The sequence below is a fragment of the Mycobacterium sp. NGS29 genome (assembly GCF_059812965.1).
The window spans coordinates 70,498-89,849 of the sequence record NZ_JCALDR010000008.1; the positions used below are offsets into that span (position 1 = coordinate 70,498).

The 19,352-nt window shown below is 65.1% G+C and carries 24 protein-coding genes; 12 read left to right on the top strand and 12 right to left on the bottom strand.

Going from position 1 to position 19,352, the window contains the following annotated elements; genetic code table 11:
• Positions 1 to 122 precede the first annotated feature (122 nt).
• From AC5Y5Z_RS13355 to AC5Y5Z_RS13380, 6 genes are all read right to left on the bottom strand, one after another.
• Complete coding sequence (locus AC5Y5Z_RS13355; RefSeq protein WP_499925525.1) at positions 123 to 1,301, bottom strand: hypothetical protein; 1,179 nt, start codon at positions 1,299 to 1,301, stop codon at positions 123 to 125.
• Between the two features lie 253 nt (positions 1,302 to 1,554).
• The gene (locus AC5Y5Z_RS13360) at positions 1,555 to 2,415 is read right to left on the bottom strand and encodes a hypothetical protein (RefSeq protein ID WP_499925526.1); all 861 of its coding nucleotides are present in this window, start codon (positions 2,413 to 2,415) and stop codon (positions 1,555 to 1,557) included.
• A 19-nt stretch (positions 2,416 to 2,434) separates the two neighbouring features.
• Positions 2,435 to 2,707 (bottom strand): hypothetical protein, encoded by a 273-nt coding sequence (locus AC5Y5Z_RS13365; protein WP_499918763.1) that lies wholly within the window; start codon positions 2,705 to 2,707, stop codon positions 2,435 to 2,437.
• A 260-nt stretch (positions 2,708 to 2,967) separates the two neighbouring features.
• Positions 2,968 to 3,123, bottom strand: a complete 156-nt coding sequence (locus AC5Y5Z_RS13370; protein WP_499925528.1) for a hypothetical protein — start codon at positions 3,121 to 3,123, stop codon at positions 2,968 to 2,970.
• Between the two features lie 10 nt (positions 3,124 to 3,133).
• Positions 3,134 to 3,628, bottom strand: a complete 495-nt coding sequence (locus AC5Y5Z_RS13375; RefSeq protein ID WP_499925530.1) for a hypothetical protein — start codon at positions 3,626 to 3,628, stop codon at positions 3,134 to 3,136.
• A gap of 310 nt (positions 3,629 to 3,938) precedes the next feature.
• Positions 3,939 to 4,106, bottom strand: a complete 168-nt coding sequence (locus AC5Y5Z_RS13380; RefSeq protein ID WP_473139876.1) for a hypothetical protein — start codon at positions 4,104 to 4,106, stop codon at positions 3,939 to 3,941.
• A 184-nt stretch (positions 4,107 to 4,290) separates the two neighbouring features.
• Between AC5Y5Z_RS13380 and AC5Y5Z_RS13385 the strand changes: the two genes are divergently transcribed.
• The 5 genes from AC5Y5Z_RS13385 to AC5Y5Z_RS13405 all read left to right on the top strand — a co-directional run bounded on the left by AC5Y5Z_RS13385 (position 4,291) and on the right by AC5Y5Z_RS13405 (position 6,898).
• Positions 4,291 to 5,076, top strand: a complete 786-nt coding sequence (locus AC5Y5Z_RS13385) for a TIGR04255 family protein (protein WP_473139875.1) — start codon at positions 4,291 to 4,293, stop codon at positions 5,074 to 5,076.
• Complete coding sequence (locus AC5Y5Z_RS13390; protein ID WP_473139874.1) at positions 5,063 to 5,605, top strand: hypothetical protein; 543 nt, start codon at positions 5,063 to 5,065, stop codon at positions 5,603 to 5,605. The genes AC5Y5Z_RS13385 and AC5Y5Z_RS13390 overlap by 14 nt, the downstream gene beginning before the upstream one ends.
• The gene (locus AC5Y5Z_RS13395; protein ID WP_473139873.1) at positions 5,602 to 6,030 is read left to right on the top strand and encodes a hypothetical protein; all 429 of its coding nucleotides are present in this window, start codon (positions 5,602 to 5,604) and stop codon (positions 6,028 to 6,030) included. Before AC5Y5Z_RS13390 ends, AC5Y5Z_RS13395 begins: the two co-directional genes overlap by 4 nt.
• Positions 6,031 to 6,201: 171 nt before the next feature.
• Positions 6,202 to 6,384 (top strand): hypothetical protein, encoded by a 183-nt coding sequence (locus AC5Y5Z_RS13400; protein WP_473139872.1) that lies wholly within the window; start codon positions 6,202 to 6,204, stop codon positions 6,382 to 6,384.
• Entirely contained in the window at positions 6,374 to 6,898 is a 525-nt protein-coding gene (locus tag AC5Y5Z_RS13405) for a hypothetical protein (protein WP_473139871.1), read from the top strand. Before AC5Y5Z_RS13400 ends, AC5Y5Z_RS13405 begins: the two co-directional genes overlap by 11 nt.
• On the opposite strand, the gene AC5Y5Z_RS13410 is transcribed toward AC5Y5Z_RS13405, so the two are convergent.
• Both AC5Y5Z_RS13410 and AC5Y5Z_RS13415 read right to left on the bottom strand, forming a co-directional pair.
• A complete protein-coding gene (locus tag AC5Y5Z_RS13410; protein WP_473139870.1) occupies positions 6,895 to 7,101 on the bottom strand; it encodes a hypothetical protein in 207 nt (68 codons plus the stop codon). The genes AC5Y5Z_RS13405 and AC5Y5Z_RS13410 overlap by 4 nt on opposite strands.
• Before the next feature lie 261 nt (positions 7,102 to 7,362).
• Entirely contained in the window at positions 7,363 to 9,177 is a 1,815-nt protein-coding gene (locus AC5Y5Z_RS13415) for a hypothetical protein (RefSeq protein WP_499925533.1), read from the bottom strand.
• Between AC5Y5Z_RS13415 and AC5Y5Z_RS13420 the strand changes: the two genes are divergently transcribed.
• Positions 9,143 to 10,087, top strand: coding sequence for an NAD-dependent epimerase/dehydratase family protein (locus AC5Y5Z_RS13420; RefSeq protein WP_499925535.1), 945 nt, complete (start codon positions 9,143 to 9,145; stop codon positions 10,085 to 10,087). The two genes, AC5Y5Z_RS13415 and AC5Y5Z_RS13420, sit on opposite strands and share 35 nt — an antisense overlap.
• A 24-nt stretch (positions 10,088 to 10,111) precedes the next feature.
• On the opposite strand, the gene AC5Y5Z_RS13425 is transcribed toward AC5Y5Z_RS13420, so the two are convergent.
• The 4 genes from AC5Y5Z_RS13425 to AC5Y5Z_RS13440 are packed head-to-tail and all read right to left on the bottom strand — an operon-like array spanning position 10,112 to position 12,986.
• Complete coding sequence (locus AC5Y5Z_RS13425) at positions 10,112 to 10,474, bottom strand: DUF2304 domain-containing protein (protein ID WP_463828529.1); 363 nt, start codon at positions 10,472 to 10,474, stop codon at positions 10,112 to 10,114.
• The gene (gene ppgS / locus AC5Y5Z_RS13430; RefSeq protein ID WP_463828530.1) at positions 10,471 to 11,166 is read right to left on the bottom strand and encodes a polyprenyl-phospho-N-acetylgalactosaminyl synthase PpgS; all 696 of its coding nucleotides are present in this window, start codon (positions 11,164 to 11,166) and stop codon (positions 10,471 to 10,473) included. The genes AC5Y5Z_RS13425 and ppgS overlap by 4 nt, the downstream gene beginning before the upstream one ends.
• Before the next feature lie 35 nt (positions 11,167 to 11,201).
• Positions 11,202 to 12,467, bottom strand: a complete 1,266-nt coding sequence (locus AC5Y5Z_RS13435) for a hypothetical protein (RefSeq protein WP_463828531.1) — start codon at positions 12,465 to 12,467, stop codon at positions 11,202 to 11,204.
• 30 nt (positions 12,468 to 12,497) lie between these two features.
• Entirely contained in the window at positions 12,498 to 12,986 is a 489-nt protein-coding gene (locus AC5Y5Z_RS13440; RefSeq protein ID WP_473139866.1) for an inorganic diphosphatase, read from the bottom strand.
• Between the two features lie 90 nt (positions 12,987 to 13,076).
• On the opposite strand from AC5Y5Z_RS13440, the gene dacB reads away from it, so the two are divergent.
• The 6 genes from dacB (at position 13,077) to AC5Y5Z_RS13470 (ending at position 19,341) form a co-directional block, all read left to right on the top strand.
• The gene (gene dacB, locus AC5Y5Z_RS13445) at positions 13,077 to 14,465 is read left to right on the top strand and encodes a D-alanyl-D-alanine carboxypeptidase/D-alanyl-D-alanine endopeptidase (protein WP_499925537.1); all 1,389 of its coding nucleotides are present in this window, start codon (positions 13,077 to 13,079) and stop codon (positions 14,463 to 14,465) included.
• Positions 14,462 to 15,505 (top strand): zinc-dependent metalloprotease, encoded by a 1,044-nt coding sequence (locus tag AC5Y5Z_RS13450; RefSeq protein ID WP_463828534.1) that lies wholly within the window; start codon positions 14,462 to 14,464, stop codon positions 15,503 to 15,505. The genes dacB and AC5Y5Z_RS13450 overlap by 4 nt, the downstream gene beginning before the upstream one ends.
• On the top strand, positions 15,484 to 16,443 hold the full coding sequence (gene tilS / locus AC5Y5Z_RS13455) for a tRNA lysidine(34) synthetase TilS (protein ID WP_499925539.1): 960 nt from the start codon (positions 15,484 to 15,486) through the stop codon (positions 16,441 to 16,443). Before AC5Y5Z_RS13450 ends, tilS begins: the two co-directional genes overlap by 22 nt.
• On the top strand, positions 16,440 to 17,057 hold the full coding sequence (gene hpt / locus AC5Y5Z_RS13460) for a hypoxanthine phosphoribosyltransferase (RefSeq protein WP_499925541.1): 618 nt from the start codon (positions 16,440 to 16,442) through the stop codon (positions 17,055 to 17,057). Before tilS ends, hpt begins: the two co-directional genes overlap by 4 nt.
• A gap of 724 nt (positions 17,058 to 17,781) precedes the next feature.
• Positions 17,782 to 18,081, top strand: coding sequence for a PE family protein (locus AC5Y5Z_RS13465; protein WP_463828537.1), 300 nt, complete (start codon positions 17,782 to 17,784; stop codon positions 18,079 to 18,081).
• A 12-nt stretch (positions 18,082 to 18,093) separates the two neighbouring features.
• Entirely contained in the window at positions 18,094 to 19,341 is a 1,248-nt protein-coding gene (locus tag AC5Y5Z_RS13470; RefSeq protein WP_463828538.1) for a PPE family protein, read from the top strand.
• Positions 19,342 to 19,352 lie beyond the last annotated feature (11 nt).

A 19,352-nucleotide genomic window follows, 5' to 3' on the forward strand; every position in this document is an offset into this window, starting at 1 on the left:
GAGGTTGGCGCCGTACGAGAACAACGGTCACTGCCCCTTCGACCATTCGAGATTTTTCGGCGTCGCCCAGTGTGTACGGCGCTCATGACGGCAGGTTGGGTGCGCCCGCCATGGCACTCGGCTTATTCATCATCGAAGCGCTTCGTAGGGAAAGATGGCCAGTCGGGTTCGAGATCGAATACTGACGACGCATCGAGCGTTGCCGCGCTTTCTACGAACTGCCCGCTCTCAAGTGCTGTGGTGGTAGCGAAGCCGTCGCGGTTGTTGATTGGGGTTGCGGCCCATGGATTCAGCCATAAGCGGGGTAAATCTGTTGCGATTCTCCAATACCGAAGGTTGGATCCGATCAGCACAGCCGATACGCGAATTCCACGCTGGTCGTCATCGTCTTTCCAATCACCACGGAAGTAGCCATCGCGTCGTCGCACTTGACGTATCGACGCGGCGTCGCCCTCATTCCATTGAAATTCCCTGCGGCCAAACAATGCGTCGCCGAACTCATCCTCATCCACCCATCCGGTTCCCTCCAACACGGCTACGATCAGCGGCAGCGGCAGCGGGCTATTACCGTAACGCCGCCCTTTCTTAGTGATCTTCTCCTGGATGCGATCAATTGTGTTGGCAGGGAAGCCGAAGACTGCGGGCAGTGTGCCGATTATCCGGCCGCCCTTATGTCTTGCATCAGGCCTAGTCGGGTAGGCAACCAGCTCCAGTGACCAGTCGCGTATCGGAATCGTCCTGCGAGGCAGTTCTTCTCCCGGTTTCGAGAGAATATCGTCAGGGTCAAGCGACGCGAGCCACTGCGCGATAGGTCGGGTGACATCTCTCCGTTTCGGTTTCTTGGTACCGGTTTCGACGCGCTCGACACCGACGAGAAAGTCGCGAGTCTCAACATCGCTTATGCAGTCGTAGATCCATTCAACGTTGCCGCGTGTCCCCCCGGTGCCGGCGACCACGCATTCGATGTAGAAAGAAGCTCCTGGCTTCGTCATAAGGAAGTCGGGCTTGCCCTTAGATCCTTCGATAATGGGGTGTGCGACAACGTCATACCGCAAGTACCGGAACAAGCTAGCGATATACAGCTCCCACCAAGCCCCCAGGTGCTGACCGCTGTCGTGATCGGTGAACCTGCTGTAGAGGTCACGCTTGGCGTCGCTCGGATGCTCGGCGAACCACCGCTCGAGCAACACCCGCACGCGATCCCAATGCGCACCAGCAACACGGTCAAGGAACTCGAAGTCACCCTCAGAAAACCGGGCCGGACTACGGTCGGTCCGCTTAACGTCACTGAAGAGTTTCACGACGCGTTCCGTAGTCTTCACGCCGCCGAGCGGCGAGTCGGCGGACTGCGCACCGGGGAGCGCGTCACATTGGATACGTGTGGCTTGGGAACACACCTGCTTGCGGCCGGTGTTATCGCTGCAGGGGACGCGATCTGGGGGTTTTCACCAAGACTGAGATCGGACGCAAACTGTGGTCCAAGATCTGGACGGGCAAGCACATCCGTGCAATTGCACGGGACTATGGCGGGATTTCTTCCGATGGACATGGACATTAGCGGCCCTTCGGCATCCGGTCCGAAATGCCTTGCAGTGCTTGCCTGTACAGCTCATCAGGGTGACCACCGAGGGACAGCCACCTGTGCGTCCCGGCCAGGACACAGAGCGACGCCGCGTCCATTGTCGCTGTAATGAACTCGGGATCGGGGAGACGCTGAATCCGGAAGTACCCAGGCTCGTACTCATCTCGGCTGTGCAGCTCGTACCCCTCAATGCCAAACCAATTCTGTCCATGCGCCGCGCCGCTAGCGGCATTCCATATGTAGGCCCACTCGTCGGGATCGCGCTGAACATGCTGCGCCGCATGACGTATGAGCCCTTCGTACCCGGGCGGATTATCCGCCGGCCGCAGCGGCAGCGGCGAGTCGCGAGCACGCCGTTCAAGGTTGTTGATCCGCGACTGGATATAGGACTCGTCGCGCACACCTGCCCGGAGAGCCTGGCGATGGTAACGAAAGTCGCGGTGCAGCAAGCGGACATGGCGACTGGCGCAGTCCTCGGAGGTAGGCGAGCTGAGCGGCCAAAGCGCATGGGCGGCGGCTTCCAGACCAGCACGTCCCAGCAGCAGATACGACCGGTACGGCACCTCGTGCGCCGCATCCGGGGCGAACTCGTACGGAGAGAAGTGATCGGCCCAGAAACCGAGAGAGTCACCCGCAGCCAACAAGTACTCGCGCGTCCACGCCGAGACTTTCTCATGTGGGTAATGAAGATCTGCGGTAGCGAGTGCGCTGCCTGGTACCGGGTCGACGGTTCTCTGCATCACGAGTCGGCATGACCGGGCCAATAGCGCCGATGATTTCCATTCCTCTAGGTGCTCGTCGGGAACCGGTGAGGGGGTCGGTGGTTCGGTCATGCGGGCTCGGGGGACTTGATCAGTCGACGAACTCGTAGGGCACACCCGACGCGTACGTGTCAAAGCGATCGCCGCTCTCCAACGCATCGATCAGGCGGGCCACCGCGAACTCATGTCGGGTGATCTCGAGGCCCTGGTGTCCGAGTCCGAGCGGTAGGGCGCAGCGTCCGCCGTCAACGTATACGAAGTTGACTCGATCAACGAGCGACCCCCGCCAGAACACGTCGGCATCGTGCATGGACACCTTGGGATCTGGAAACTCCGCCCACCCGAATTTCAGATCGCGCGACATCAAACCGGATTCTCGCCCGAATGCGATGGTGATGTCGATGTCCGGCTTGTAGACCGCAACGTACGTGTGACCGTGAACCTCGCAACCGGCCGATCCGTCGGCGGGGCTGCTCCAAGTCGCGAAGCTGTCACGATACGTTGGGCCCGAACGGATTCGATGCCAGTCAGAGTGTCTGGATGCGGTGATGAGTGTGCGTAACTCGTCGAACTGCATGCGGGCTCCCTCCAAAGATAATCCAGCGTCGGGCAAGACAACGCGCGTTATTTGTCCCCATCGCGCCGACTTCGGCGTTCGTCGATTTCACGCTCACGGCGATCTCGTTCCTGCGCGAGCTCGGCCTTCTTACGCTCGGCGGCCTCTGCCTTCCTTCGTTCGATCTCTTCGCGCTTGCTCTTGTTGTCCCAATGGTCAGTCACGTGCGGTCCTTCAGTGGAGGGCGATAGCGCAAAGGAGCAGTACGACTTCGACTACGAGCAGCACGACCGCGCAACGGAACGCATTCTGTCTCAGTTCGAGCATGTCGTGGTTAGCCTCGGCTCCGGTGATCATTGCATCGATGACGTACCGGCGGATAGCTGCTACGTCATCTCCCGCCGCAATCCTGGCCATGATCTTCGAAGCTAACGGGGTGTAGCACCACATCTTGGCCGGCCACACGACCACCAGCACGCTGATACCTAGAGCGACCACGACCAGCAAGAGGATCAGGGCTATGCCGGAACAAAGCGCGGACTCTGAGTCCGGATCGCTCTGGATCAAGCCGACCCCGGCTGAAAAGGAGATAAACAGCGCGGTAGTGGCGAGCAGATTGCTCGCCCTGGTTCGCGTGTTCGCTAGCGTGGCGTCCTGCAGCTTCAGCCGTTCCTGCGCTACGGCATAGGCCAATTCAAGGCGCTTGTCGGAAGCGGGCTCGGCCGACACTAGAACGCGGAATCTTCCGGACCCGGATCTGCGTGACCAACCACTGGCATTGCGACTGGCCCCCGAGTCTCCTCGACGGTCACCCACTGCGCGGGACTGATGTAGAGGGTCTCGCGGTCTGCCTTGCTGATTTTCAGGACGCCGCCGGCGACTACCTCCAACCTGTCCCGGTGTCGAAGCTCAGGGGCGGTTCGCCTGTTATCAGTTGCACCTTGATTGCCATGCGGTCAGTCTCGCTCCAGGGCCGGACACATCGGTCTAAGACTCCGGTGATAACTCGGGAGATTGTTACCTCGGAGTCAGTGGCCGCTCAGCTGTGCAGAATGTGGCCGCCGGCGCCACCGAGGGCTGTGATTGCGATTTTTGAGCCTCCTGACAGCAGGCCGTCAAGCACTTTTCGGGCTCTGCTGCGCTCCGGCTCGTCCAAGTCTTCATCCTCGGCGACAGCCACGTCCAAAGACATGATCGACACCGCCATGACCGCCCAACTCCCACGCCAACGCCAATCCGTCAGAGGCATACCCGGATACACAATCTGATGCCACGGGACTCGATTCGGTCCTCACTGGTCGGCATTAGCGATCACGCTGCTGCCGGCGATGACGCCAGTGTCGCTGGTCACAACCGTCCCACCGCTGCCTTAACATTGCACAATGGGGGGCGTGGCCATTGCACAAGCTCTCCCCTCGTTCAAACTGCCGCCGGTGATCGAGGTGGCCGCGGGCATTCACTTTCTGCAGTTGCCTGGTCTTGACACGGTCGCGTTGGTGCGCCTGGTCGACAGATGGCGAGAGCGTTTCCCGAAAGTTCAGGAACAGGTAGCTCTGCCACCACTGGGGCCGGCCAACTTCATGTTCCAATTCGGCAACTCGGTCGCACCGATTCGGTTGTGGGTTTTGACCGAGGACGAATCACTACTCATTCAGGTGCAACACGACCGCCTACTGATCAATTGGCGTAAGCAACAGGGTGATAACCCGTATCCGCGCTATGACGTGTTACGTGCTGAGTTGTCGTCTATCTGGAGCGACTTCGAGCGTTACATAGAAGGTGCGGGGTTTGGCGTTCTCCGGCCAAGTGCCGCAGAGGTGACCTTCTTCAACCGAATCGCGGTAGCCGGCGCATCTGATGTACCGCGGGTGATTGATGCGCTCTCGACCACCTTCACTCTCGACGGTCATGTCGCAACCAGGGTCCAGATGGAGCGCCAACTCAGCGAGACGGACGGCCAACCGTTTGGGCGGCAGACAATATCGCTCGGTTACCCTGCTGACGAGAATGAGCTGCAACTTGAGATCAACTCGATAGTTGCGATAGACGCCGAACTTTCTTCAGTGGACGTCTTCGCCGCCCTTGATGTTGCACATAGGGAAGGCGTAATGATGTTTGACCACGTCACAACGGAGGGCATGCACATCGAATGGGGAAAGACCGATGCCAGTAATTGAACAATCGCCAATCACTTCGTCGCCCAGAACTGTGCCGACGTTTATTCAAGATGCGCATATTCGATGGTGGGCCGCCCAGCCCGGACAACCGCAAGTCTCCCACCCGACGCGGTCAGAAGTCATCGTGTACGCACAGAGCGAGCTGGCCAAGCTAACGCGGCTGCCCCGAGGTTGGGACGGCGCCAGCGGCCGCGCGGTGCACACCGCAGTCGCGAACCTTGCGGTCTCCTTGATCAAGGCACTCACACACGCTGATGGGCTTGCAACGCCGCAGTTCTCGCCGCTCCCCGACGGCGGACTGCATGTCGTCTGGCTCGTTGATGGTGACCAACTCACAATCGCATTTGAGGATGGTGAACTGGCGTTTCGTGGCTACTGGGCCGATGGTCGTGAAGCGTTTGATCATGAACTCGCAGTCAGCAAAGGCCAGACTGACGGGCCTCGACTGCTAGGAGTCGCACTCGATGATTCGCGCATCTTCCTCGAGAAGATCAGTGCAGGAGTTCAACATCAACTGATTCCGCGGTGAAGGCTGACGATCCTCAGATCGGCCCAGAGGAAGTGCTGTACCGATATTCGCCAAGCATCCCTCACGAACACTGGACAGTGACCGACCAGGGAACGAAGAAGGTGTCGATCACCGTGGCTGCAGTGCGCTTTGATGACGACGGCATCTCTTGCTATCGAGACCGAATTCTCGCCGAACACGGACTCAGTTGGGCGGATGTCAAGCGGGAACCCAAGAATGGAGTTTTCTCGATGCTGGTGAAGGATGTCCGGGAGGTCTGCCTCGGCGTGGCGTTCGACCCATACCCTGACACCGAACAGTCACACCCTCGCGACGTCGCCCATTCCCTAGTCGTCGACAACGACCTACCGAAGAAGCAGGGCAGGAAAGCGCGCGAGGACCTAGCCAGGCGGGCGCGGATAATCCACAGCGGTATCACGGAATAGAAGGCGCAGACGCGACGCAAGCCCGGTTCGCCGAGCCGCCCCCCGGCCCGCCCACCTGCGCGTTTTGACACGAACCGGCAGGTCGAAATAGCCGGGAGAGATATAGTTGTCAGAGGTACATGCGACGCTACGAGAAACAAAGCTATCGTTACGAACAGAGGGGGTGTGAGTATGGCAGTCAAGTTTCAGAAGATCAGCGCAGACGGATCGTGGAAGATCTTCGATCAAGCTGCTCACCGTCTGCTCGGCATTGATGGCGCGACGTTCGCGCGGCGTTGGGACAACGGCTCCTATGCGGATGACTCCGACACTGACGTGATGAAGGTCGCCATGCTTCGTCCGAGTGGCCGGTAGGACTCAGGCCGAAGCAGTTAAGGCGTTTGTCGCGCCGATCCAGGCCGCCCTCGGTATGTTCCTCGACGGCAAGGTCACCGCCGACAACTACAGGGCAGGCGAAGAGGGTGTTCTCACCCTCAACAACGGCGAGGTCGTCGGACTCCGCGCCGCCGGCAAGCTGGGCCTGAGTGTGAGTATGCGATACAAAATCGTCGCCTCCGACGATCGTGACCGGGGTCCGTGGAAGGTCACCACGACGGGCTACATGTACGACCTGCTGATCGATGGCACCCCCCAATACGAATATCACTGGCACCCGATTTCGTCGTCGCATGAAGTGCGTCCACATCTTCACTGCTCGGCACTCGGCAAGGGGCACATACCGACCGGCCGGGTCATGATCGAGGATGTACTGAAGTTGGCGTTCCAACAGGGAGCGGAGCCTCGCGACGAGAAGCGGTGGGAGAAGCTGGATAAGCGCAATCGCGAGATGTTTGCGCGCGGTGCCACCTGGGGGGTAGGGCCGTCCTAGTCTGCTGTCAACGCCGACTCCAGTCGCATGACGGCCTCGTACAAGGCCACCACGACCGCCTCCGACTCCTTGCCGTAGTCCTTGGCGACGTCCCAGACCTTCGCCGAAATCGGCAGTTTCTCTGGTCTGGGGCCAGGGAGGTAGTGCGACGGCTGGCCGGAACCGCCGAATGTGGTGGTCTGGACGCTGATGTCGGTGCTCATGTGGGTGACTGTAATGAAAGGCACCGACAAAATAGACGGGTCTCCACTTTCCTGATACAAACGCCCCTAAATCACCCCGGATCCGTGGGCACGCTAGCGGACGATGAATCGTGTATCACGTTGCGCTGCAATATCTTAGCGGACTCTCTTGAACGCTATCGTTCTACGTCAATATGTGAATAGGTCAGGAGTTCGATTCTCCTAGGCGGCTCCACACTTCACCGGATCGGCGACGCGCCGCGAAGTCTCCGGGCTGGGCGCTCACAGCGGCGCCAGAAACCCCACCGGCCCGGAGGCCAGACACAGCGCGAGTGCAGCGGTGTTGGCCCGCACCGTGATCGCATCGCCGGCACCCGGCAACCGGGCATAGACGCGGTTGAGTCCGGGATGCACCGGGACCTTCACCTCTGGCCCGTCGGACAGGGCCAGCATCATCGAGCCGTCGGTATTGGCCAGGTAGTGCAACTCGACAGTCCAGTCGGCCGGCAGCAGCGGACCGTCCAGGATCAGGCGCGTCGGGCGGTCCGGCTGGGCGAAGTAGCCGCACTGCGCGACCGGCCCCGGCCTGATGGTCCGCACCCAGGTCACCCGGGCGTTGACCAGTTGCCCCTTGCTGTTGAACATCCGCAATTGTGTGGTGGCGGAACTGAATTCAGGTCGATCGCGAAGCAAAGCGAACAGCTGGCTGGCCAGGTTCTGCGGCCATGCCACCCGCTGCAAGACCATCGGGTCCACCTCCTGGTCCAGCAACGGCACCGTCGGGTCCGCCATCGCCAGGCCGGCCCGGGCGTTCTTTAGATAGGGCTCGGCCGGATTGTCGCGCCATACCTGCGCGAACGTCGACGTCGAGTACAGGCTGCTGGCCAAGAAGAGCAGCGCCACAACGGTTGTCGCAGCGGTCCGGAGCCGGGAGGTGTCCAGCCACGCCGCCGACGGCCGGTTGGGGGCGGTGAACGCGATCGCGGCCAGTAGCGCCAGCACCACCACCAGGTCGGGGAAATACCGCAAGGTCTGCGCCAGTTCGAGGGCGGTGAAACGCGACGACCGCATCAGGTAGATCGGAACCTGGCAGGCCACGGCGTAACCGGCGGCGATCAGCCACACCGGTCCGATCCGCTGCTTGCGGATCAGCGAAACTGCCAGCGCCGCAGCAACACTGAGCCATCCGAGCGCCATCACCACGGTCCCCGGGGTGGCCCACGGGGAGGCCGGCGCCCAACGCGCCCAGTGCCAGGGGCCGCCGGCCAGACCGGGCACGATGCCGTGCGTGACGGACCGGCGCAGCAGGGCCCAGGTCATCGCGACGTCCGAACTCCATCGCCGCTGATTCACCACGACCAGATACAGCACCACCCAGCCGGCGGTCACCGCCAGCGACGGCACCCACAGCCGGATGCCGGCCCGCCAGGCGGCCCGCAGCGGCGACGCATCTGCGCGCACATGACCGGCGAGGGCCACGACCGCGAAGGCGACGAACGGGATCACCGCGGCCTTCTCGAAGAACAGCAGGCCACCGAGATACACCGACACACCCGTCAGCGCGTAACGCTGCCTGCCGGTGCGAACCAGCAACACCGCGTCACCGCACACCCACGCCAGCGCCGCCAGCATCGGCAGCGAGTTCAGCGCCGCCGCCCACCACGCGAACCCCGGCACTCCCAGCGGGGTGAACAGCGCGAAGGTCAACGGGAGCAACAACACCGGCCGCCAGCCCAGAATCACCCGCAGCGCCCGCAGCACCGCCAGCGACGCCAGCAGTTGCAGCACCACCAGACTGACCGCCGCCCCGGCCCACTCCAGCGGTGCCAGCCGGATGATCGCACCGGCCAGCAGAAACGCACCGGGCATCACGTGCCCGTCGTGGTCGTCGAACAGATACGACGGGGACACCAGACTGTGGCTGCCCGCGCGGCCGATCAGAATCAGATCGTCCCAGTAGAAATAGCCGCTGAACGCCAGCGCCGCGCGGATTGCCAGCTGCACCGCGATCAGCACACCTGCGGCGACGATGACCGCCCGCGCCACTCGGTATGGTGGGCCGGTGCGCGCACTGGTCACCGGGGCTGCCGGTTTCATCGGCTCGACGCTAGTCGACCGTCTCCTGGCCGACGGTCACACGGTGGTGGGCCTGGACAACTTCGCGACCGGCCGGGCGACCAACCTCGAGCATCTACTCGACGAGCCGGCGCACACGTTCGTCGAGGCCGACATCGTGACCTCGGACCTGCAGGCCATCTTCGACGAACACCGCCCCGAGGTGGTGTTCCACCTGGCGGCCCAGATCGACGTGCGGCACTCGGTGGCCAACCCGCAGTTCGACGCCTCGGTCAACGTGATCGGCACCATCCGGCTGGCCGAGGCGGCGCGTCGCGCACAGGTACGCAAGGTCGTGCATACCTCCTCGGGGGGGTCGATCTACGGCATCCCGCCGCAGTACCCGACGCCCGAGACGGTGCCGACCGATCCTTTTTCGCCCTATGCCGCGGGCAAGGTGGCCGGGGAGATCTACCTGAACACCTTCCGGCACCTGTACGACCTGGACTGTTCGCACATCGCGCCGGCCAACGTGTACGGTCCGCGCCAGGACCCGCACGGCGAGGCCGGCGTGGTCGCGATCTTCGCCCAGGCGTTGCTCGAGGGCAGCAGCACCAAGGTGTTCGGTGACGGCTCCAACACCCGCGACTACGTCTTCGTCGATGACGTCGTCGACGCCTTCGTCAAGGCGTCCGGCGAGCAGGGCGGCGGGCAGCGGTTCAACGTGGGCACCGGAGTCGAAACCTCCGATCGCCAACTGCACACCGCGGTCGCCGCCGCCGTGGGCGGGCCCGACGACCCGGAGTTCCATCCGCCGCGGCTAGGTGACCTGAAGCGCTCCTGCCTCGACATCGGTTTGGCGGCAGAGATTTTGGGTTGGCGACCGCAGGTCGGGTTAGCCGACGGGGTGCGGCGCACGGTGGAATATTTCCGGCACAAGCACGGGAGTTGAGCCCGCCGGGGCGGGCGGCTGAATTCACTCTCGCGGCGGCGAACCCACGCTGGCATCGGGCGGTTGCGCGCCTTCCAGCGCGATCGCCCGCGCCAGGCGCGCGTAGCGCAGTTCCAGATCCTTGAACCGCATGTAGGTGCTCAGCGTGGTGAAACTGAACGCCATGATCAGCGCGTAGAGCATCAGGTCGGTGCCGCGGTTCACCCCGAACCAGTGCGCGACCACCGTCGTATCGTCCGGACGGAGCACCGCGTAGACACCGAGCAGCACGAACAGGACGTAGCCCACCTTCACCCACGCGCGCGCCCGGGCGCTGCGCCGCGACCGCAGCAGGAACACCAAAAGCGCGATGATGGCGCCGATCAGCAGCGGCTGAATCCAGTTCACCGTCGTATCCTCCCGCGCAGGAACCCGTCGAAAATGATGTTCACGCCGTTGAGCAGCGGCTGCCCCTTCGACTTGGAGTAGTCGGTGTAGAGCACCTCGACCGGTTCTTCGGCCACGCGCCACCGGTTTTCGGCGATCAGCATGACGATCTCGGTGGCGTGGCTCATGCCGCTCATGGTGATGTTCATCCCGTCGGCGACGGTCTTGTTGAAGACCCGCAGGCCGTTATTGGTGTCGGTGAGCCCGAGCCGGCGGCCGCGCCGGCTCAGCCGCGCCGCGGTCTGCAACACGATCCGCTTCAGCAACGGCGGCCGGGTGGCCACCGCCTGGCCGAAACGGGTCCCGATCACGACGTCGACGTCGCCCCGCTTGATCCGCGCGACCATCGTGGCCACGTCTTTGACGCGGTGCTGACCGTCGGCGTCGAATGTCGCGAACACCGCGGCACCGGGCTGCGCGCGGGCGTACTCGATGCCGGTCTGGATGGCCGCGCCCTGACCCAGGTTGATCGGATGACGCACCAGGTGAGCGCCGGCCCGCCGGGCGATTTCACCGCTGCCGTCGGAGCTGCCGTCGTCCACGCAGACGACGTTGTCGAAAACCGATCGCAGTTCGCTGATCACCGCACCGATGACAGCGCCTTCGTTGAAGTTGGGGACGACGATCCACACGTCATGCGTTTCAGAACCCATGTCAAGCCACAAAGTACACGCCGGGCAGGCCGTGATCAGGTGCCGACGCGTGCGCCGCGCCCGAGCGCAAGCAGGTGGACGGCGATCCCCACCAGGGGGCCACACAGCAGCGCGACCACGGTGCGGGTCTGCAATGCGGTCGGCAGCAGCAGCAACAGCCCCGAGGTCACCGTCGCGCCGACCCACCCCAGCGAATACGCCCGATGCAGGGCGGCCGCGACGGTGGCGGATCCGGTGAGCGTCAACAACCCGATCGCGACGGCGGCGGCGGTCAGCCAGGCCAGCAGTGCACTGCTGGTTGCGTATTGCGACCCGAACGCGAAACGCAGCAGCCACGGGCCCACCACGGCGGCGAGCAGCACCCCGATCCCGCCGATCCCGGCGACCAGCAGCGCCGGGGATACCAGCGCCCGCAGCCGGTGGCCGCGCTCGTCGACGAAGTGTGCGATCAGGTTGCCTTGCATGGCCATCAGCGGCACCAGCAACGGCGCCCGGGTCAACGTGACCGCCAGGATCACCACACCGCCTTCGGTGCCCAGTTCGGCGGAGGTCACTTTCAACAGCACCGGGAAGCCCATCACCAGGATCGCGCTGGCTCCGGCGGCGGTGATCGAGTGTGCGGCGCCGCGCAGGAAGGCGGCGGGGCTGCCCGGGGTCAGCAGCCGTGCCGTGCTGCGTGCCGCGGGCGAGGCGGCCAGGATGATCAACCATGCCACCGAACCCGCGACGGTCGCCCACAGGAACCCGGCCAGGCCCCAGCCGATCACGAAGGTGGCCGCGGCGACCGCCACCCGGATGACGGCGTCGGTCACCATCAGCGCCCCGTAGTGCCCCCATCGGTTGGTGCCGGCCAGCATGCCCTGCAGGGCCGAGTGCAGGCAGAATCCGGCCAGCCCGACGCTGAGCAGCGCCACCGACAACCAGCGGTCCGCGACGAACACCCGCCCGCTCCACAACGGTGAGCTGCCGGCGATCAGGACGGCCGAGACCAGCCCGACCAGGCCGGCCACCTGCAACGGGCGGGTGCGGGGCCGCTCGGGCAGCACGTCGAGGTACTGCATTGCGCGCACCTCGCGCGTCGTTTCCTGGAGCAGGCCGGAGGCGGCGCCGGTGACCAGGCCGAACGCTCCCCAGAAGACGGCGAAGACGGAGAAGCCGCTGGGCGCAAGATGGCGTGCGGCCAGGTAGACCACCGCGTAGCCGCAGCAGGCGGTGACCGCGGTGGCCGTGCCGACCCGGGCGACGCTGCCGCGGGTGACCGGTCCCGCCGACACTGCGGGGGTACCCGCGCCGTCCGTCACCGTCGCGACACTAGCGGTCGAGGATGTCGGTCAGTGCCCGCTGGTCTTGAACCGCTCCACCGAACGCTGCACCTCGGCCTCGGCCTCGGCGCGGCCGACCCAGTCCGCGGCCTTGACGAACTTGCCGGGCTCCAGGTCCTTGTAGTGCACAAAAAAGTGCTTGATGGACTCGAGTTCCCACTCCGGAACGTCGCCGATGTCCTGGATGTGGTCCCAGCGCTTGTCGCCGGCCGGCACGCAGAGCACCTTGTCGTCGCCACCGGCTTCGTCGACCATCTGGAACATGCCCACCGGCCGCGCCTCCACCAGCACCCCGGGAAACAGCGGTTGCGGCAGCAACACCATGGCGTCGAGCGGGTCACCGTCTTCACCCAGGGTGTCCTCGATGAAGCCGTAGTCGGCCGGGTAGCCCATCGGGGTGTAGAGGTAGCGGTCCAGGCGCACGCGACCGGTCTCGTGGTCGACTTCGTATTTGTTGCGCTGGCCCTTGGGGATTTCGATGGTCACGTCGAATTGCACGGCTACACAGTAGTCGAGCAGGTGCGGCGGCACTGCTGTGTGGGCGGTTCGGCAGAATGGGACACGACAAGACAGGAGATCGCGCGATCTATGGCTCCCAGACGCTGGCGCAAGACCACCCGGGTGTTCGTCGGGTTGGCGGTGCTGGCGTGCGTGGCTGCGGTGGTGGCGGCGGCCGTGCTGTTCACCACCGGCGGGCACGGCAGCGGCGGGGCGCGTTCAACGGTGCCGCCGCCGCGACCACCGACGGTCAAGGCAGGCGTGAGCGCGGTGGCCGACAACGCAGAGGCACCCAGCCCGACGGGGGTGGCCGCGGCGCTGGCGGCGGTGGTGGCGGATCCCAATCTGGGCAGACTGGGCGGCCGGATCACCGATGCCATGAGCAATAAGCAGCTCTGGCAACAGCTCGACGACGTACCGTTGGTGCCGGCGTCCACCAACAAGGTGCTGACTGCCGCCGCGGCGCTGCTCACGCTGGACCGCCAAGCCCGGATCAGCACCCGGGTGGTGGCCGCCCCGAATAGCGCGCAGGGTCCCGTTGTGCTGGTCGGTGCCGGGGACCCGACCCTGTCCGCGGCCCCGCCCGGCGTGGACACCTGGTATCGCGGTGCGGCACGGATCAACGACCTGGTCGAGCAGGTGCACCGCAGCGGTATGACGCCCACCTCGGTGCAGGTGGACATCTCGGCGTTCAGCGGTCCCACCCTGGCGCCGGGCTGGGACCCCGCCGACGTCGACAACGGTGACGTCGCCCCGATTGAGGCGGCGATGATCGACGCCGGCCGGATCCAGCCCACCACCGTCAACTCCCGCCGCAGCCGGACGCCGGCCCTGGATGCCGGCCGGGAGCTGGCCATCGCGCTGGGTCTGGATCCGGCGGCGGTGTCTATCGCTTCGGCGCCGTCCGGTGCGCGCCAGCTGGCGGTGGTGCAGTCGGCGCCGCTGGTGCAGCGGCTGTCCCAGATGATGAACGCCTCGGACAACGTGATGGCCGAATGCATCGGCCGCGAAGTGGCAACGGCCATCAACCGGCCGCGCAGTTTCACCGGGGCCGTCGACGCGGTGACCAGCCGGCTGAACACCGCGCACGTCGACACCGGCGGCGCCGCCCTGGCCGACTCCAGCGGACTGTCGGTGAACAACCGTCTGACGGCCCGCACCCTGGACGGCGTGATGCAGGCCGCCGCAGGTCCGGATCAACCATCGCTGCGGGCACTGCTGGATCTGCTGCCGATCGCCGGCGGCAGCGGCACGCTGGGCGAGCGGTTTCTGGACCGGTCCACCGACCAGGGCCCGGCCGGCTGGCTGCGGGCCAAGACCGGCTCGCTGACCGCGGTGAACTCCCTGGTGGGGGTGCTCACCGACGCCAGCGGACGGGTGCTCACGTTCGCATTCATCTCCAACGACGCCGGCCCGAACGGTCGCAACGCGATCGACGCGCTCGCCACCCGGTTGTGGTTCTGCGGGTGTGCGGTATGACCGACAGCGCGGAATTGACGATGGGCAACGCCGTTGACTGGCGTTTCGCGGCCACCGTCGGGGAAAAGCTGACCCGTGGCGGTCCGGTCACCTCTGACTACACCCGACGGCAGGTCGTGGATCAGCTGCTGCGGTCCGCCGAGCAGGCCGAACCGCCGGTCCGCGACGTGACCGGGCTGATCACCGACGGCGCGGTGCCGCCGGCGCGGGTGGTGGACCGGCCGGCGTGGATCCGGGCTGCCACCGAATCGATGAAGGCGATGACCAACGGCAGCGACCAGCCCCGCGGCCGGCTCACCGGCCGGCTCACCGGCGCGCAGACCGGTGCGGTGCTGGCGTTCGTGTCGTCGGGCATCCTCGGTCAGTACGACCCGTTCGGGTCCGAGGGCGGAACGCTGCTGCTGGTGTATCCGAACGTCATCGCCATCGAGCGCCAGCTCAATGTCGATCCGTCGGACTTCAGATTGTGGGTGTGCCTGCACGAGGTCACCCACCGGGTGCAGTTCACCGCCAACCCGTGGATCGCCGGTTACATGTCGAGTTCGCTGGGTCTGCTGACCCGGGAGCCCGCTGACGATATCCGTGAGGTGGCCGGCCGACTCGCCGAGTTCATCCGGTCGCGCGGTGCCGGGACGGACGATCCCAATGCCACCGGGATCCTGGGCCTGATGCGCGCCGTGCAGTCCGAACCGCAACGCCAGGCGCTGGATCAGCTGTTGGTGCTCGGCACCCTGCTGGAAGGGCACGCCGAGCATGTGATGGACGCGGTCGGGCCGATGGTGGTTCCGTCGGTCGCCACCATCCGGCAACGGTTCGACGAACGCCGCCGCCGCAAACAACCGCCGCTGCAGCGGCTGCTGCGCGCGCTGCTCGGTGTCGATGCCAAGCTCAGCCAGTACACCCGCGGCAAGGTGTTCGTCGACTCGGTGGTGGAGCGGGTCGGGATGAAGCGTTTCAATACGATCTGGACGGGACCCGAGACGCTGCCGCTACCCGCCGAGATCGAGCACCCACAGCGATGGATCGACCGGGTGCTTTAGCCCAGTTGCGTAGGGCTGCAGCAGATTTCGCGCAGACCTATCTGGGTCCTGACGAGCGGTGGTGCATCGGACTCTCCGGTGGCCCGGATTCGCTGGCGCTCACCGCCGTCGCAGCTCGGTTGCGTCCCACTACCGCGCTGATCGTGGATCACGGGTTGCAGTCCGATTCGGCTGAGGTGGCCGAAACCGCACGGGCACAAGCTCTTTCGATGGGATGCGCGGATGCCCGGGTATTGCGCGTGCAGGTCGGCACCGACGGCGGCCCGGAGTTCGCGGCCCGGACCGCCCGCTATGGCGCGCTGGCCGCCCATCGGGACGGGCCGGTGTTGCTGGCGCACACGCTCGACGACCAGGCCGAGACGGTGCTGCTGGGCCTGGGCCGCGGCTCGGGAGCCCGCTCGCTCGCCGGTATGCGTCCGTTTGATCCGCCGTGGTGCCGCCCGTTGCTGGGGCTGCGGCGGGAGGTCACCCACGCTGCCTGCCGCGAGCTGGGCGTCACCGCCTGGCAGGATCCGCACAACGGCGACCGCCGTTTCACCCGGGTGCGGCTGCGCACCGAGGTGCTGCCGCTGTTGGAAGACGTGCTCGGCGGCGGGGTCGCGGCGGCGCTGGCCCGCACCGCGACCGCCCTGCGCGAGGACACCGAGCTGATCGATGCGCTCGCCGCGGAGGCGCTGAGCGGGGCCACGGCCGGTACGGGGCTGGATACCCGGGCGCTCGGCGAGCTGCCCGACCCGGTGCGTCGACGGGTGATTCGCCGTTGGCTGCTGGCCGGCGGTGCGACCGGACTTACCGACCAGCAGATTCGCGGGGTCGACAAACTGGTCACGGGCTGGCGCGGCCAGGGTGGTGTGGCGGTTGGGTCGCAGCTGCGCGGTCGCCGGCTGGTCGCGGGCCGGCGCGACGGCCTACTCGAGTTGCGCCCCGAGACGATTTGACGGTTGCGTTGGTTGTTGACCGGTCGGCGTGGCACGCTGTGGACGTGACGGCGGAGCTGTATCCGGGGGATATCGAGTCGGTGTTGCTGACCCGGGAGCAGATCCAGGCCCGCATCGCCGAGCTCGGGCAACAGATCGGTGACGACTACCGTGACCCGGCGGCCACCACCGGTCAGGATCTGCTGCTGATCACCGTGCTCAAGGGTGCCGTCCTGTTTGTCACCGACCTGGCCCGCGCCATTCCGCTGCCGACCCAGTTCGAGTTCATGGCGGTCAGTTCTTACGGGTCCTCGACATCGTCGTCGGGGGTGGTGCGCATCCTTAAAGATCTCGACCGGGACATCCACGACCGCGACGTGTTGATCGTGGAGGACGTGGTCGACTCGGGGCTGACGCTGTCGTGGTTGCTGCGGAACCTCAGCAGCCGGCATCCGCGCTCGCTGCGGGTGTGCACGCTGCTGCGGAAACCCGATGCGGTGGGGGCCAACGTCGACATCACCTACGTGGGTTTCGACATCCCCAACGACTTCGTCGTCGGCTACGGCCTGGATTACGACGAGCGCTATCGTGATCTGTCCTATATCGGCACTCTGGACCCCCGCGTTTATCAATAACCGCTGGTAAATTACTTTCCGTTCACCTGCTGTTCAGCTGTCGCCGAGGTGAACACCGTCCTAATTGAGTGACCTGGATAACACCCAGCAAACGCCGTTCTGGTTCGAAAGTCGACTGCTGGCCGCTTATGGGGGCAGGTCCGGTTCAACGATTTCACGTTTAAGCAGCGGCGATCCGTTGGGAATCTCGCGTCGTTCGCAAATCTGCGGGTCCGACGCCGGGACCGTCGCCGAGCCTGGACTCCGCCGCCATCGGAGGCGGTGAGCAGCCGCTCGGCGGCGACGAGCCGTCGCTCCGGTCCAGTCTGTTCGCGTGCGCAGGGAAGTCGCAGGCAGTCGCGTCCGGGCTGGAACTGCAGGTCAACGGCGTTCTCTGGGCTATCAGGCGGCAGCTTGTGCCCCGATTGGTGGCGGTGTTCGCGGCGGATAGCCGGGGCCGCAGACGCACAGGGTAGCTGCGATTGCACGTGCTTTTTAGAACTTCATATAAAACTCATTTCATATATGAAACATATATGATTCATACCTAGTCTCCACTCCACCTGCGGATTCAATGCAGCAAATGAATAGTTATTGTCCCGCCAGTGAACAAGCCGCTGATGGCCTGTTTTGCGCCCTTTGTCGGACTTAACGTGGTCGAGGAACCAGCTCAGCGACGAGTGACGTGCCACGTCATTGGTCGCTGATTGCTGTTGTGCAACGTAAACGTTGAGGGAGGACTCAAATGTCGACTGTCTTTGCTGAGCCAGAAGTTCTGACCGGTGCGTCGGGGGAGCTCATGTCCATTTTTTCGGCCCACCGTGCCGGCAATTCCGCCGCCGCGGGCCCGACGAGTGCGGTCGTTCCGGCCGCATCCGACGTGGTGTCGCTGATCATGGCCAACCATTTCGTCAACCACGCCACGCTGTTTCAGGCGATCAGTGAGCAGGCCGTGGCGGTCCAGGAGCAGTTGGCGACCACGCTGGGTCTCAGCGGTAGTTCCTACGGCACCACCGAAGCCGCCAACGCTGCCACGATCGGTTAGGACGACAGGTCAATGTTGGATTTCGCAGCTCTTCCGCCGGAGGTCAACTCCGCGCTGATGTATGCAGGTGCGGGGTCGGGGCCGATGCTGGCCGCAGCCGCTGCCTGGGAAGGTTTGGCGGGCGAATTGCAATCCGTTGCAGCCTCCTACGGCGGGGTCGTCACCGGCCTGACCGACGGGCCGTGGGCCGGCCCCTCGGCGGCAGCCATGGCCGCCGCGGCCACGCCGCAAATTGCCTGGTTGACCGCTACGGCCGAACAGGCCGCACAGACCGGCGCGCAGGCTGTCGCCGCGGCGGCAGCCTACGAGGCCGCATTTCTGGCGACGGTGCCGCCACCGGTGATCGAGGCCAACCGGGCACTGCTGGCCGGTCTGCTGGCGACGAACTTTCTGGGCCAGAACACCGCGGCAATTGCCGCCACCGAGGCGCAATATCTCGAGTTCTGGGCGCAGGACGCCGCCGCCATGTACGGCTACTCGGGTGCCTCCGCGGCGGCCGCGGACCTGCCGACTCTGACACCGCAGTCCGTCGCGACCAGCATCGCCGGGCTCAGCAACCAAATCAACGCGCAGATCAACGCGGTCAACTCCGCCCTGGCATCGGCGGGTTATCACGATGTGGTGCGGGCGCTCAACCAGCTGGGCGGCCTGACGAACGTCCCACCGTGGCTGGCCAATCCGCAAGCAGCGCTCGGATTGACCGGAGCGGCCTGGAATGCCAACGGCGACGGGATCGTGTTGAACGGAATCCTGGGCGATGTGGTGGAAGGGCTGACCGGTTCCCAGACGGTGGACTTCAGTTCCGGGTTCGACACCTACATCAGAATGGTCTCTCCATTCCGACTGAGCACCACCGCGATGAAGGATATCGACGGCCTGTTCCACAGCGCGTTCCCCGCGGCCGCAAAAGCGGCAGAGGGCGCTGCAAAGGCGGCGGAGGGGGCTGCGGCGGCTGCTGCACCGACCTTCGGCAGCGGTTTCGGCAACGCTCTCGGCGGGATCACCGGCGCAGTCGGTAACGCGGCCAAGGTCGGGGCGGTCTCGGTCCCGGCCAGTTGGACGGCCACGCCGGGGGCGACGCCGATCAACGTGGCGCTCAACGGCGCTGCAGGTGCGGCCGCCGCCCAACCCGCTACCTCAGCGTTCGGCGGGCTCCCGATGGCGCCCGGGGCCGGCACCGGGCGCAGTGTGGCGAACTTCGCCGCTCCCCGCTACGGCTTCAAGCCCACCGTGATCGCGCAGCCGCCGTCCGGCGGCTAGCGCAGCAGCCG